The sequence below is a fragment of the Butyricicoccus sp. AF18-9LB genome, from assembly GCF_027684505.1.
GTDB classification, from domain to species: domain Bacteria; phylum Bacillota; class Clostridia; order Oscillospirales; family Butyricicoccaceae; genus Agathobaculum; species Agathobaculum butyriciproducens.
The window spans coordinates 327,931-342,066 of record NZ_JAQCWA010000001.1 but is presented as its reverse complement, the minus strand read 5'-3'; the positions used below and the strand labels follow the sequence as shown (position 1 = coordinate 342,066).

General features: G+C 52.9%; 14 protein-coding genes. 9 read left to right on the top strand and 5 right to left on the bottom strand.

The window, feature by feature from the left end:
• Positions 1–62: 62 nt before the first annotated feature.
• The 4 genes from PGY33_RS01475 to PGY33_RS01460 all read right to left on the bottom strand — a co-directional run bounded on the left by PGY33_RS01475 (position 63) and on the right by PGY33_RS01460 (position 5,143).
• A complete protein-coding gene (locus PGY33_RS01475) occupies positions 63–1,694 on the bottom strand; it encodes a solute:sodium symporter family transporter (RefSeq protein ID WP_270477024.1) in 1,632 nt (543 codons plus the stop codon).
• A gap of 116 nt (positions 1,695–1,810) precedes the next feature.
• The gene (locus PGY33_RS01470; protein ID WP_118564438.1) at positions 1,811–2,824 is read right to left on the bottom strand and encodes a sugar ABC transporter substrate-binding protein; all 1,014 of its coding nucleotides are present in this window, start codon (positions 2,822–2,824) and stop codon (positions 1,811–1,813) included.
• 96 nt (positions 2,825–2,920) lie between these two features.
• Positions 2,921–4,099 carry a Gfo/Idh/MocA family protein gene (locus PGY33_RS01465; RefSeq protein WP_118478980.1) on the bottom strand — a complete coding sequence of 393 codons (1,179 nt, stop codon included), beginning with the start codon at positions 4,097–4,099 and terminating at the stop codon, positions 2,921–2,923.
• Positions 4,100–4,210: 111 nt separating this feature from the next.
• Positions 4,211–5,143: a sugar phosphate isomerase/epimerase family protein gene (locus tag PGY33_RS01460; RefSeq protein ID WP_118478982.1), complete on the bottom strand. Its 933-nt coding sequence runs from the start codon at positions 5,141–5,143 to the stop codon at positions 4,211–4,213.
• A 224-nt stretch (positions 5,144–5,367) separates the two neighbouring features.
• Here PGY33_RS01460 and PGY33_RS01455 point away from each other — a divergent pair, with 224 nt between their 5' ends.
• From PGY33_RS01455 to PGY33_RS01430, 6 genes are all read left to right on the top strand, one after another.
• The gene (locus PGY33_RS01455; RefSeq protein WP_158575077.1) at positions 5,368–6,222 is read left to right on the top strand and encodes a helix-turn-helix domain-containing protein; all 855 of its coding nucleotides are present in this window, start codon (positions 5,368–5,370) and stop codon (positions 6,220–6,222) included.
• Positions 6,223–6,556: 334 nt separating this feature from the next.
• On the top strand, positions 6,557–6,844 hold the full coding sequence (locus PGY33_RS01450; protein WP_270477019.1) for a DUF960 family protein: 288 nt from the start codon (positions 6,557–6,559) through the stop codon (positions 6,842–6,844).
• Positions 6,845–6,874: 30 nt separating this feature from the next.
• A complete protein-coding gene (locus tag PGY33_RS01445) occupies positions 6,875–7,969 on the top strand; it encodes an amidoligase family protein (protein ID WP_270477017.1) in 1,095 nt (364 codons plus the stop codon).
• 1 nt (position 7,970) lies between these two features.
• Positions 7,971–8,909, top strand: a complete 939-nt coding sequence (locus PGY33_RS01440) for a class II glutamine amidotransferase (protein ID WP_270477015.1) — start codon at positions 7,971–7,973, stop codon at positions 8,907–8,909.
• A gap of 173 nt (positions 8,910–9,082) precedes the next feature.
• A complete protein-coding gene (locus tag PGY33_RS01435) occupies positions 9,083–9,265 on the top strand; it encodes a helix-turn-helix domain-containing protein (RefSeq protein ID WP_158557267.1) in 183 nt (60 codons plus the stop codon).
• A 147-nt stretch (positions 9,266–9,412) separates the two neighbouring features.
• Entirely contained in the window at positions 9,413–9,967 is a 555-nt protein-coding gene (locus PGY33_RS01430) for a recombinase family protein (protein WP_270477013.1), read from the top strand.
• Between the two features lie 36 nt (positions 9,968–10,003).
• On the opposite strand, the gene PGY33_RS01425 is transcribed toward PGY33_RS01430, so the two are convergent.
• Positions 10,004–10,345, bottom strand: coding sequence for a helix-turn-helix domain-containing protein (locus tag PGY33_RS01425; protein ID WP_117751228.1), 342 nt, complete (start codon positions 10,343–10,345; stop codon positions 10,004–10,006).
• A gap of 154 nt (positions 10,346–10,499) precedes the next feature.
• Here PGY33_RS01425 and PGY33_RS01420 point away from each other — a divergent pair, with 154 nt between their 5' ends.
• From PGY33_RS01420 to PGY33_RS01410, 3 genes are read left to right on the top strand one after another with little or no spacing between them, the layout of a single operon-like run.
• Positions 10,500–11,324 carry a hypothetical protein gene (locus PGY33_RS01420; RefSeq protein ID WP_270477011.1) on the top strand — a complete coding sequence of 275 codons (825 nt, stop codon included), beginning with the start codon at positions 10,500–10,502 and terminating at the stop codon, positions 11,322–11,324.
• Between the two features lie 21 nt (positions 11,325–11,345).
• Positions 11,346–12,668, top strand: a complete 1,323-nt coding sequence (locus tag PGY33_RS01415) for a hypothetical protein (RefSeq protein ID WP_118478998.1) — start codon at positions 11,346–11,348, stop codon at positions 12,666–12,668.
• An 18-nt stretch (positions 12,669–12,686) separates the two neighbouring features.
• Positions 12,687–14,099, top strand: a complete 1,413-nt coding sequence (locus PGY33_RS01410) for a YARHG domain-containing protein (protein WP_118479000.1) — start codon at positions 12,687–12,689, stop codon at positions 14,097–14,099.
• The last annotated feature ends 37 nt before the right edge of the window (positions 14,100–14,136 follow it).

Genomic DNA, 14,136 nt, shown 5'->3' with positions numbered 1-14,136 from the left:
GCACCACTGTGGAGGGACACAGCGGCGCTGTCTAACGGCAGCAGCGCACGGGGAGTCGGACGTTATGCGCCGATGCCGAGAGGCGAAAAGATGAGATACATGATCGCAACGACTGCCGCACCGGCAATCGCCCAGACCTTGCCGTTCTTCCACGGGGTCATATCCATGACCTTGGCATCCGGCATCTCCCACGCCAGCTGACGCGGACTTACCTTGATGCAGATTGCATAGATGATACACTCGAGAACGAACAGTGCGAATACAACATACAGATAGTGGAACTGGCTGAAGAACGGGATGACCTTGGTCAGACCGTACAGCACGATGTGGACCGGAATAACGATCTTCGGGGCGATAGCAGGCGCTTTTTTGCTCAGCAGACCGAACAGAACCGCGGTCAGCAGCGGCATGGAGAAGAAGCCCCAGCACTCATTGATGAAGTTCATAATGCCGGTGCCGAAGAACATAACGAACGGTGCAATGGCGATGGAAACCACGCCGACAACCGTACCGAAGATCTGGCCGACCTTAACGACCTTGTTGTTGGAGGCCTGCTTGCCCCAGATGGGCTGCCAAACGTTCAGCGTGAAGATAGTGGATGCGGAGTTCAGCACCGAGTTGAACGAGGACAGGATCGCGCCGAACATAACGGCTGCAAAGAAGCCCATCAGCGGCTTGGGCAGCACTTTCATAACGAGAAGCGGGTACGCCTGGTCAGCCGCCATGCCGACCGAGGTGTCCATCTGGCCGTTTGCAGCCAGCAGCTGGAACGCGATGATGCCCGGCAGAACGATGACAAATACGTCAAGGCACTTGAAGAAGCCGGCCCAGATCGCGCCCTTCTGGCTCTCGGCGAGGTTTTTGCCGCCCAGCGAACGCTGGATGATGGACTGGTTGGTCGCCCAGTAGAACAGGTTGTTGACGAACATACCGGTCAGCAGCAGCGGCCACGGTACCTCCGGCGGAAGTGCGTTCGGCGCGGACCATGCGTTCATCTTTTCCGGCGTTGCGGAGATGAGGTGATCCAGACCAGCCATGAAGCCGCCGCCATCCAGCTTGCCGAGGGCAAGAATGCCGAGGATCGGAATAGCAAAGCCGCCGATGATGAGGCCGACACCGTTGATGGTATCCGAGTAGGCAACGGCTTTCAGGCCGCCGAATACTGCGTAGCACATACCGATGATGCCGGTGCCGATGCAGATGATGGTGATGGCGCTGAAATAGCTGATGCCGAACATACTCTCGAGGTCGAAAATCTTAACCAGTGCGACCGCACCCGAATACAGGATGGTCGGCAGCATAGTAACGACATACGCGATCAGGAACAGCAGCGAGAACAGGCGCATGGTGAAGGTATCGTAGCGCATCTCGAAGAACTCCGGGATGGTTGCGATGCCGCCGCGCAGCAGCTTGGGCAGGAACACGAACGCCAGCACGATCAGCGCGAACGCCGAGGTGGCCTCCCATGCCATCGTACTCATGTTGCCCGCAAACGCCTGTCCGTTCGTGCCGACAAGCTGTTCTGCGGAAAGGTTGGTCATCATCAGAGAACCGGCGATAACGATGCCGGGCAGTCCGCGTCCTGCGAGGAAGTAGCCTTCCTTGGTGGACAGGTCGTCATCGCGTGTTTTCCACCACGAGAGCACCGCGACAAGCACGGTGAACGCGATAAAGGTTGCGACAGTAAATGCCATTTTGTTGTTTTCCCCCTTGTTTTTTTTTACTGTGTGGGCTGATTTTTGGGCGCGGAAAACCGCCTCCCCCTTTTGAAGAGGCGGTTTTCCGCGGTATTTCGTTGGTGCGAGTTTGATTAAGAGGTTCCCAGGCGCTTTTCTACCTCAGCGCGGCGTTCTGCGGCGTTGTCAGCCGTTACAACGGTAGCATCAGTTGCAATGAACTCATCCAGCTTTTTGCCGTTGAGCGCATCGACTGCGGCCTGCACGCCGAGATAACCAACATCGTAGCCGTCAACGGCGACGGTCATGGTCTCCTGACCGGCAAGAATAGCATCAATGCCCGCCAGATTGCCGCCGACGCCGACAAAGATGGTGTTCTTGTACGCCGGAAATGCGGCTGCTGCACGAGCGGCACCGGCTGCCATATCATCGTTGTTCGCTACGATGATGGATACGCCCTCCGGATGTGCCTGAATGATGGCCTCCATGCAGGTAACGGCCTTGTCCGCTACGCTGTCTGCGTACTGCGTTTCCGCAGAGAGATACTCGCCGCCAGCTTCTGCAATGCCCTGCTTAAAGCCTGCAATGCGTGCCTCCGAGGTGGAGTCGCCCTGCACACCCATGATGCCGATGGCGGTAATCTTATCCCAGCCCTTATCCTTTGCTGCCTCAACAGCGGCCTTGCCGCCCATTGCGGCCAGCTCCTCATTGTTGAAGCCGACAAAGCTGAGCACCTTGTCCGAGTCGATGGCGGTATCAATCGCCACGATTGGCAGGTCGGTATTTGCAATTTGTGTTGCAACGGTTTCCGCCTGAAGCGGCGCAACCACCATTGCATCACAGTCATTCGCGCTGAGCGTGGTTTCGATCATGGAAAGCTGCTCGTCATATGCGGTCTCCGAGCTTGCACCCAGAACATCAACAGTTACGCCCAAATCCTTGCCGGCCTGCTTGCAGCCGTTGCCGACATACTGCCAGTACTCGGATGCGAGCGTTTTCAGAATGACCTTGATATGGTAATCCTGCTGTGTGGTCTGGTCGGCCGTGTCACCGCCGTTATTTGTCTTTGCGGTGCTGCCGCCGCAGCCTGCGAGTGCGCTCATCAGCATTGCACTGGACATCAATACAGCAAGTAATCTCTTTTTCATAATCTTTTCCTCCAAAATCAGTTCTTTATCTTTTTTCTTTACTTTTGAGAGAGTTGCCGGAGAGAAGAGAGAGGTGCTGAGAAAACAGCGTTGGTTTTATTCGTAATCGACCCAAGCAGAGCCGTTATTTGCGGATTCTACGCACTTTTCAATCCACTTGATACCCTGTGCGCCGGCCTTGACATCCGGATACCAGAAGTCGCCGTAAGCGCCCTTGTCCGCGTCAGCCATAGCGACTGCGAAACGTGCATACAGGTTGCTCCACGCCTCGAACAGACCCTCGGCATGGCCGCCGCCGATACGATCCTCGACACGCGCCTCGTCGGTCAGGTAGCCTGCGCCGCGCTCGAGCACGCGGGACGGCTCGCCTTCTACCTCGTACAGCATCTGGTTTGGGCGCTCGTCATCCCACTCGAGGGATGCCTTGGAGCCGACCACGCGGATCTTGTGGTAGTGGCGTGCGCCGCTGTTGATCGAGCTTGCCCAGCAGTATACCTGCGCGCCAGCCTGCACATTTTCGCTGCCCTTGAGGTTCATGATAACGAAGGCGTTGTCCTCCAGCTCGCGGCCCTCAACGAAGGAACGCTTGGTGCACATCAGGTTGTCGATTTTCATATCCGGGATCATCGCCTCGATGATGAACAGCGGGTGCGTGCCGACATCACCGAGTGCGAACGACGGACCTGCCTTGGACGGGTCAAAGCGCCACTTTGCGGACGGCACCTTGTCCTCGATCTTGAAGTTGTAGCCGCCGAACGCGAAACTCATATTGATAACGCGGATTTCACCGAGATCGCCGTTTTTGATCATCTGGCGCGCCTGCTGGATCAGCTGATGGCCGGAATAGCCGTAGGTCACGCCGACAACGCGGTGCTTTTCTTCTGCCAGCTTGACCAGCTCGTCTGCCTGTTCAGAGGTGAAGCACAGCGGCTTCTCGCAGACAACGTGCAGACCGGCTTCGAGAGCAGCCTTGCAGACCTCGTAGTGCATGCCGTTCGGCGTTGCGATGGAAACGGCCTGCACGCCGTCCGGGCGTTTGGCCTCCTTGGCGAACATGGTCTTGTAGTCCGGATAGCAGCGGTCCGGGTCAACGTGCAGCTGCTTGCCGAAGTCCTTGCCGCGCTCGGGATCGATGTCGAACGCACCGGCAACCAGTTCAAAGTTGAAGTCGCGCAGTGCAGCCGAGCGATGGATGTAGCCGATCTGGCTGCCGCGGCCGCCGCCGACCATGCCCCAGCGAATGGGATTGTCTACTCGTTTTTCACCGTAATACATAAAGAAATCCTCCTTAAAAACTACATGAATATTAAAATATTGTGTTTGAACTATTGAGAGAGTGGAGCGGGAGCACGGGAGAGAAGAGCCGTGCTCCTCGCTCGGGTGTGATCAGATTTCGTAGCCGACCGACTTCAGATAGTCTACACTGGCCTTGACATCGCGCAGGCTGGTGTCCGAGTTGCGCGGATCGCGCTCCTGCTCAATGGTGATGTAACCGGAATAACCGATATCTGCAAGCGCCTGCTTGATGGCCGGATAGTCGAGCGAACCTGTGCCGATGGGACACATCGCGCCCTTGCCGCAGCCGTCGAAGAAGCGGATGCGCTCATCGAGCACCTGACGGTAAACGGTTTCGTTTACGTCCTTGAAGTGGACGTAATCCAGCTTGTCAGCGTACTTTTTGAGGTACTCCACCGGGTCCATGTGCGAATAGTACAGGTGACCGGTATCCAGACACAGACCGGCAACCTCGTACGGAATATCGCGGACAACCTTTGCAATCTCGTCTGCAAACTCGATGTAGCCGCCTGCATGCGGATGGATAACCGGACGAACGCCCCATTTGTTTGCGCGTTCACATACAGCGCGGACGTTGCCCATGAATTGCGCCCATTCCTCATCCGACAGGCGCGGTGCGGTGTCCGGATGGCCTGCGGCGTAGTCGCGCTCGTCGTGTCCCCAGTCCATAACAGTCATGTACGGCGTGGGGAACTTCTGGCCGTCGTGGGTCTTGAGTACCGGCAGCTTGGGGTCGGTGATCAGGCGGCAGATGTCGTCAACCGCGTGCAGCACGCTCTCCTGATTGTCCGCATCGAGCAGATCGTGGAAAATGGTGCCTGCCACGATGGCAAGACCGTTCTTTTTCAGCTCATTTGCGACCAGCTCAGCATCGATGGGCAGGTAGCCGTAGGGGCCAAGCTCGATGGCGCTGTAACCGGCTTTACCGGCTTCCTCCAGTACGCGCGTCCAGGGCGGTAAATACGGATTCTTGGGGTCGTCCACACCCCAGCAACAGGGTGCGCCACAGATTTGAATGCTCATAATTGAAAACTCCTTTCGCTGTTTCCGTGAAGTTTTTGTTCTTTTTGATGATTTTATTATACTATTCCGGCGGGTATGGTGTTTCTTTCTTCTTGCGTTTTGTTTTGCGGAAAATATTGAAATATTGCACAAAAAGCAGGGGTAGCAATTTGGTTTATACGGATTCTTGCGGTCTGTGCAAAAATACGCTATACTATACCCATATTTACACAGGGGGAAAGAGCATGGCGGAAGAAATACGTTTTGTATCCGGTCAGATGCCGAGTCTGCTGTACGCCACCAAGCAGATCGTAGCGGCATCGGCTATCACGCGCGCCATTCATCGGCACGAGCGGTTCACGGAAATGCTGTATGTTTATCAGGGGGCGGGTCAGTACATCGCAGGCGGCTACAGCTATCCGATCCGCACGGGTGATATCTTACTATATAATCAAGGTGATCTGCATGAGGTCACCTCGTCCCTACAGCACGAGATCGGCACATTCTGCTTTGGCATTTCCGGTCTGCAGCTGCGCGGACTGCCGGAAGGGCATTTCACCAGGGCAGAAAACGGATTCGTGCGTCCGGCGATGGACGAGATCGACCACATGCAAGCACTCAGCGAATTGATTTACGAGCATGCGGAACGGAGAACGTCCTACTCGGATGAAATCGTCTCGCAGCTGCTGCCGGCGCTGGTGTTGCTGTCGGCCAATCTGCCGCCGGATGCGCGCGCCGCCGATCAGCCGCATAATCTGGTGCTGGCGAACCGCATTCGGCAGTACATCGGCACGCATTTTCCCGAGCAGCTGACGCTCGAGGATATTGGAGAGGCGATGTCCATGTCGCCGTATCATCTGGCGCATATATTTAAAGAGATCACCGGTATGTCGCCCATCCATTATATGATACGCTGTCGTGTCGGTGAGGCGCAGAACCTGCTCATTTCGACCGATTACAGCGCAACGCAGATTGCCGCTATTGTCGGATATACCAATGTCAATCACTTCAACGCCATTTTTGCGAAGCTGGTCGGTCTGCCGCCGATTCGGTATCGCAGGAAGTATCTGGAGAATATGCAGGGCAGCAGACTGCAGTAGCGCAGTACCGCAACAACCGACTTTTCGTTGATATATTATCTATATATAACGGAAAGGAGGGAGAATCGTGGCGGGAAAGTGCTTTATTTGCTCCTGCTGCGGAAAAAGCAAACCGAGCATGCAGCGTATCCTTCTCGGCGGGGATGCGCTTTGCTATGCCTGCGTCGAGGAGTACACCACACTCTGCGACCGCTGCGGTGAGCGGGTGTACCGCAGAGATGCTCTACAAGTCAATAGTCGCACAATTTGTCCACAATGCTGTGGACAAATCCTGAAGAAATCTCACTGAGAGCAAATGCTTTCAGTGGGATTTTCACGTTTTGAGGAGGAAATTATGTTTGAAAATCCAAAGTATATCACATGCGGCGTGCAGAGCGAAATACCAGACGCTTTGATGGTTCTCATGCGGCAAATGATTGCTGCTATGCAGACTGCACAAAAAGATTATCTGCAAGTGTTTACATTGATGAAAACGCCGACCGGTCAGCACATCGTCCACGAGCAGGAGCAGCCACCGTACCATTACGAACTCGATGTGCCGTGTGGCGATGCCGTAAACGCGAAGGTGTTCGTCATCGACGATTTAACGCATTCCACTATGCTGCTTGCTGAAGAGTATTAACATTCACCAAATGAAACGGAGGAACAGACAATGAACGAAACAAGGATTTGTGCAAACTGCGGTGAAGAGTACCAGATTGAGGATATGTATCAAGCGGAAGGAGATTGGCTCTGCGAGGACTGTGCGGAGCGTTTGACCGTAATCTGCGACCACTGTGCCGAGCGGGTTTATGAGGAGAATGCCGTCGAAGACGATGCGCACATATTCTGCGACCACTGCTTTGATGAGTATTACGTCCGCTGTGAAGACTGCAACCGCATTATTCACCGCGACCGTGCCTATTGGGATAACGATGACAACGTCTACTGCTCCTCCTGCTGGGACGAGCATAACGACATTATCCATGAATACAACTACACCCCCGATCTCGTGTTTCACGGCAAGGGCCTGCGGCACTTCGGCGTTGAGCTGGAGATTGATAACGGCGGCACGGTAAACAATAACGCTCAAAAGTTGCTCGACATCGCTAACGTTAGCGCCGAAAACCTGTACATCAAGACTGACGGCAGTCTTGATGATGGTATGGAGCTTGTCACACACCCTATGACACTGGAATACCATCTGAACGAAATGCCTTGGGAAGAGGTGCTTTGCAAGGCGCAGAGCATGGGCTATCTGAGCCATGCGGCAGGGACTTGCGGACTGCATGTTCACATCTCTCGCTTGGCATTCGGCTGTACCTATGAACAGCAGGAGGCTGCGATTGCACGCCTGCTGTACTTTGTAGAGAAATTCTGGGCTGAGCTGCTGCGATTCAGCCGCCGTACACAGAGCCAGATGAATCGCTGGGCGGCTCGATATGGTATTCGTCTTACACCGTCCGAGCAGATGAACCATGCGAAGAACTCTTGCGCTGGACGCTACACGGCGGTCAACCTTACCAACTCGGATACCGTGGAAATCCGAATGTTCCGCGGAACACTCAAGCTGAATACCTTGAAAGCCACCTTACAGATGGTCAACCATCTCGTCGAGGTGGCTGTTTCTATGTCTGATTGTCAGGTTCAAGACATGAGCTGGTTTGACTTCCTTGATGAAATCGAAGAACCGGAACTCATCCAATACCTCAAGGAGCGCCGCCTGTATGTAAATGAACCCGTTAACGCCAGCGCAGAGGAGGAGTAATATGTGCAGTTTATTTGGCTTAATTGATTTCAAGGAGTGTCTCAGCACTCATACGAAGAACAAAATTTTGAACACGCTTGCAAGAGAGTGCCAAGTGCGCGGCACGGACGCGACGGGCATCGCCTACAATTTCAACGACCGTCTGCGGATTTACAAGCGTCCGATTCCCGCTCGGAAGATGAAAATCCATATTCCGTACGGTGTAAATATCGTGATGGGGCATACTCGCATGACCACACAGGGCAATGCGCAGTTTAACCAGAACAATCATCCGTTTCTCGGTAAAGTTGACGGAAATTCATTTGCTCTTGCACATAACGGTGTACTCTGGAACGACAAAGAACTTCGTGTAGCGGAAAACCTGCCGCTGACGAGCGTTGAAACGGACAGCTATATTGCCGTTCAGCTTCTCGAGCAGCAGAAAGCCCTCGACTTTGACAGCCTGAAAGCTATGGCTGAAAAGGTCGAGGGTTCATTTGTGTTTACCGTTCTGGATAAGGATAACGCTATCTGGTTCATCGTTGGCGATAACCCGCTTTGCGTTATGTTCTACGATGGTTTTCTGATTTATGCTTCAACGCAGGAAATCCTGTGCAAGGCAATCAAAAAGCTGAAATTAAAAGCGCCCACCGATATTCTCGAACCGAAGGAGGGCGAGATTTTGAGAATCGACCGAGCGGTACAACTCACGACCGGAAGTTTCACACCGCACACGACTTTCGAGCGTTGGTGGCGTAAGTATCCGTACTATCGCAGCGACTACGAGGATACGCCCATAAATTATGACGATCTTTTCAGCGTTGCCAAGGCATTTGGCGTTTCAACTGATGAGATACAGGCTTTGCTCGACTACGGCTGCTCGGAGGAGGAGATTGAGGAAATGCTCTACGATCCGACCCTGCTCCACGAAATGACCGGTGAGCTGCTCTACGCATATTAAGAAAGGTGGTGACCCAATGAAGGTAATCAAGAACACATTGCTGTTCGGCATTAAGGTTGTCGCGGCGGTGGCGGCAGCAATCCATGTGCTGCGCGACAAAGATGTGTCCAAATAACAAATCAGCCTTTTCTGCGCAAAACAGTACAATAAACTGCATAGAAAGGCTGATAAGCATGAATCTGGACCAATATCCCGATGTTTTGACACTGCATGAGTGTCAGCAGATTTTGCAGGTCAGCCGCGGCACCATGCTGCGGCTTCTGCATGAAAACGAAATTCCGGCGTTCCGCGTCGGGAATCGCTGGCGTATTCAGCGCAAAGCAATGCTCGAATTCATCGAGCGTGACGAATACTGAAAACAACCGTAACGAACAGTTCCGTTTGGGTATACCTATACGGAACGCTTGGAAATCGTCCCGTTTAAGTCGGTTTTGGAGTTTTGGAACGTCCCGAAATTTTAACCGACTTAAACGGGAAATTCTTTTTTGACAGGAGAACGTATTATGAAAATTGGTTATGTGCGTGTCAGCACAGAAGAACAAAATACCGCAAGACAGGAAATTATGCTCCGCGAACTCGGTGTCGATGAACTGTTCATCGACAAGGCCAGCGGCAAGAACGCTGACCGTCCCGAACTGCGTCGTATGATGGAATATGTGAGGCGCGGTGATACTGTTATCGTCGAGTCCATCAGCCGCTTTGCCCGCAACACTCGTGATCTGCTCGATCTGGTAGAGCATCTAACCGAAAAGCAGGTAGAGTTTGTCAGCCGCAAAGAAGCGATCGACACTACCACGCCGACCGGCAAGTTTATGCTGACCGTATTCGCAGCAGTCGCGGAGCTGGAACGAGAGTATATCTTACAGCGCCAGCGAGAGGGTATTGCTATCGCTAAAGCGCAAGGTAAGTATCGCGGCAAAGCCGCGAAGGACTATCCCAATTTTGAGTGCGTAGTTGCTCGCTGGCGTAATGGAGAAATCACTGCGGTGCAAGCGATGAAGCAGCTCGGTATGAGCAAAACGCGATTTTATGAAAGAGCAAAGCTATTGAACAAGTAATTGAAAGCCGTATGCTCTCAGCATACGGCTTTTCTTTCATTTTGTATCTTTATGATTCATGGCACTGATAACCGTTTTCAGTATGGATTCCAGATACGGAAGCTGCCCGGGTGTTACACTCTCCACCATCGGAGAAAGTGCTTTGAGCATCCCTAGCTTATCTTTTTTCTCCTGTTTTCCGAACAGAATATAGTCAGTGGATAGACTGAGCGTAGTTGCAATACGGCATAGTGTCGGCACGGACATACCCTTGGTTCCCAGTTCAATATCTGCACAAAACTTGGGGGTAATATCCAGTTTTTCAGCAAATTGCTCGCGTGTCAGTCCTAAATATTCGCGTTGCTTGCGGATACGTCCTCCGATAGCCACCCAGTCCATGCTGTTCCTCCGTTCATTCTTTCTATTTAGTGTACCCCGTACAGTTGTAATGAAAAATGAACTTTTAGGGTGGAAATATATAAACTTATAGCGTATAATGGAAGTAACTCACAGGGGGCACCGCCCCACAGTAAAAGAGACGGAGGAAATTAGTATGATAGGCGCAATTATGATTCTTGCGGTCGTAGCGTATCTGGTTTGGACATTCTGGGGACGCGCTTTCCATGTGATCGGGCAGTATAAAAAAGGCGGCAGTCAGTTCAAATTGTCTGAACCTCTGGATTATGAAGCCATTTATCAGAAGCTAAAGAAGGGACTACAGTATCCGGACAATCGCAATCTGTTTTATGATGAATTTGGACAGCCTTCCATTGCAGGACGATATGGCACGTACACTATCCACATGGAGGACACACTGCTGACCGTGCAGGCAGAGACGAACGGTAAGCTGAACAAAAACATGCGGCAGACCGAGGAGGCAATGTGCTTGGCGGCGTATGTCCGCAAGATTTTCGAGCCTGCGGCACCAGTCAATCCGTATCGGCTGTACAAGCGCATGAGACATGCGCGGCGTAACGGCTTAATAATCAGCGTAGTGCTGATTATCGCTGCAGCGGCATATTCTATGGCTGTGCTGTCTCCGGCACTGGACGATACGGCAAAGGTGCGTGATGCGTATCTGTCGCAGTATAGCACAACGGTTACGGTAGGCGATGCGTTCGATAATTTCTTTGGCTCGCCCAAGTGGAAGGCGTACGAGGAAGGTACGCAGGAGCGAGTCGATTTTCAGGGAAACTGCACGTATTCCGGCGAGCAGGTACAGGTTCGCATTGTGTTTGGCATCTACGGGGATACGTTCCAGGTAGATTCGGTGCAGATCAACGGCAAGGAGGCACCGGCGCTGATTTCGGCAGGTCTGTTCTCTGCGGTTTACGGAGAGACGGATTCGTCCGGAGGAACGGTATCCAGTGCAGAATGAATATAAAGCAGGTGAAACCGTATGTTTTTTAAGAAAAAACAGGAACAATCGGCAGAACCAGCGGTAGTGTCAGCAGAATCGTCTGCTGAGCGAAAACTGCCGCTGATTCTGCGCTGGCCAATCAGTATCATACTTTTGTTCGTCATGCCTCCATTCGGCACGGCTGTGGGCATTGGATTAGCAGTTGCACGGCTGATTTTTAACCACAAATATCCGAAATATAAGCTGAAGCTGTGGACAAAACTTATTATTTCGGCACTCTGCATTGCGTTCGTAATATGGGCTGTTGTCACAGCGCCCGAGAGCAGCACGACCACATCAGCAGAGGCAGTACCAACAGAACAGGGTGAATCGCAGGCCACCGAAACAACATCTGAAGCGACAGAAAACAAAACCGTAGAGCAAGAAACAACTTCTCAGGCGGAACAGCAGGCGGCCTCCGAACAGAAAAAGCAGGAAGAGGCAGTTCAGGCGGCGAAGGCTGAGACAGAGAAACAGCAGAAGGAGGCAGAAAAGCAGCAAAGGCAGGAGGAGAAAGCTGCTAAGAAGCTGGCGCGCCAACAGAAACGCGCCAACAAAAAAATAGAGAAAGCGCTGGGCAAGGATAACATCGAGAAGGCAGCGAAAAAACTCTCCCACGTGAAGGAGAACTGGGTGTACGCCTATTATCAGCAGATGCTACCGGATTTGATCGAACAGGACGATCGCACACAGCTCGACCGTTATCTCACAATCTACAGGCAGACGTTTCCGGAGACAGAGCAGATGAAGGACGTGCTCACGGCGTGGGATCAGATCTGTGACGACCAGAAGAAGATGGACGAACTGGACAAGAAATACCGTTCGGACTATTCGGGCGGTATGTCCGGTGCAAAGAGCGCCGCAGATAAAACCGAAGAGCATGCGTTTTATCTGCAGTACAAGTTGAAAAGTTCTGCCGCAAACAGCAAAAATAGCGTAATCAGTGCTGTGGGAGAGGCAATCGATGCGGCGCAGGAGTCTATGACGGGCACATATGAGTATCTGGCGAATAATGTGACGAACGACTTTATTTCATCGTTGATACAGGGCTACATTGATATGAACACCTATCCGGGCGATGAACAGTATGTTCTGATCACCACCAAACCATTTTCCCAGTCAGGTGCAACAACGGTGTATGCGTATCCGAGCGGAACGCGCACGCTGACGACTTCGGACGGATTTGAGAAAGAGGTCGAGTGCTACCGAGTGATGGACAGTGCTGTGCGGGATGAAATTCTACGGGATTACGAAACGTATTCGGTGGCCGGCATGTCGATCACAGAGGCAAGCCAGCACATGCAGGAATTATTAAACAAGTAAAAGAAAGCAGGGAGAATCATGAAACAAAAAATTTGCGGTTTGCTTGCCATGCTGCTGCTGTTATCCGGCTGCGGCTCAAGCACACCGGCCGACACCTCGCCGATGAGCGAGGACGAGATCACGCAGATGTACAGCGATCCGGATTCGTTCAAGGGCCGCACGCTCGAGCTGTACGGCCGTGTGTTCAACGAGCCAGAGTACGATGACGACGGCGTGTATTTCCAGATGTGGGGAGACCCGGAGAACGGAGAGCGCAACACGATCGTAGCCTGCAAGGACACCTCGCTCAAGCTGCAGGATGATGATTATGTGCATATTTTAGGCAGTGTTTCCGGTAAACACGAGGGCGAAAACGCACTGGGCAGCAAAATCACCGCGCCTGCGATCGTTGCGGATTCGGTAGAGGTGGTAACTTATCAGGAGGCCTGTGCGCCGACGCTGTACACCGCGACGGTGCAGACAGCGGCGCAGACACAGTGCGGCTACACGGTTTCGGTCGACTCGGTGGAGCTGGCGGAAAAGGAAACACGCGTTGCGGTTACGGTGACGAACAACGGTGCAGCGGCGTTCAGTATCTACGATTCCAGCGCAAAAATCGTGCAGAACGGCAAGCAGTTCGAGCGGGAGTATAACTCCTATGCTGATTATCCGGAGCTGCAGTCGGATTTGATGGTCGGCGCGAGCACGACCGGCATCATCACCTTCCCGGCACTGGAAAAGGCGGATTTTGACATCACGCTGACTGGCTCGTCGGATGATTGGGACGAAAGCATTGCGCCGTTTACGTTCCATTGTACGTTCGGTGACGCGGCAGCGCAGACTCAGCAGGAGCTAGCGGCGGAACAGGCGGCGCCGACCTACATGCTGTACGAGGGCACAGCGACCAAGTCTATCGACCTTTCGCTGACCGATACCGTAATTGGCAGCAATAAACTGTGGCCGACGGACACGAAAACCATTACCACGGATGATCTGTCCAAGCTGACGCAAAATGAGGTTGCGGCTGTGCGCAACGAGATTTATGCGCGGCACGGCTATACTTTTACCACGGATGAATGGAAAATTTTCTTTGCCTCGGCGGAGTGGTATCATGCGGACAGTGCGTACTCCAACAATATGCTGAATGCCACGGAAAAAGCGAATGTGGATACCATTCTGAATTACGAAAAGAGTGCAGGCGGACAGCAGGAGAAGATCCGGCCGGAGGATATGGCATCGCAGGCCGCGCTGAATTACTGCCAGACAACCGGCTGGACAAACAGCCGCGTCAATTTTGTGGAAAGCCGTCCGGCGGGCGGATACTATGTCAATGTGATGAAGATAGACGACTCGGATAACAGTTATGAGGAAAATTATGTGGTGACGGTCGAAAACGGAAAGGCAATCGTGACCGGCACCGAGCAGTTAGGCGAATTTACGCCGATCGATTAATTAACAGAATAAATCAAAAAATCAGGACGGAAGGCTC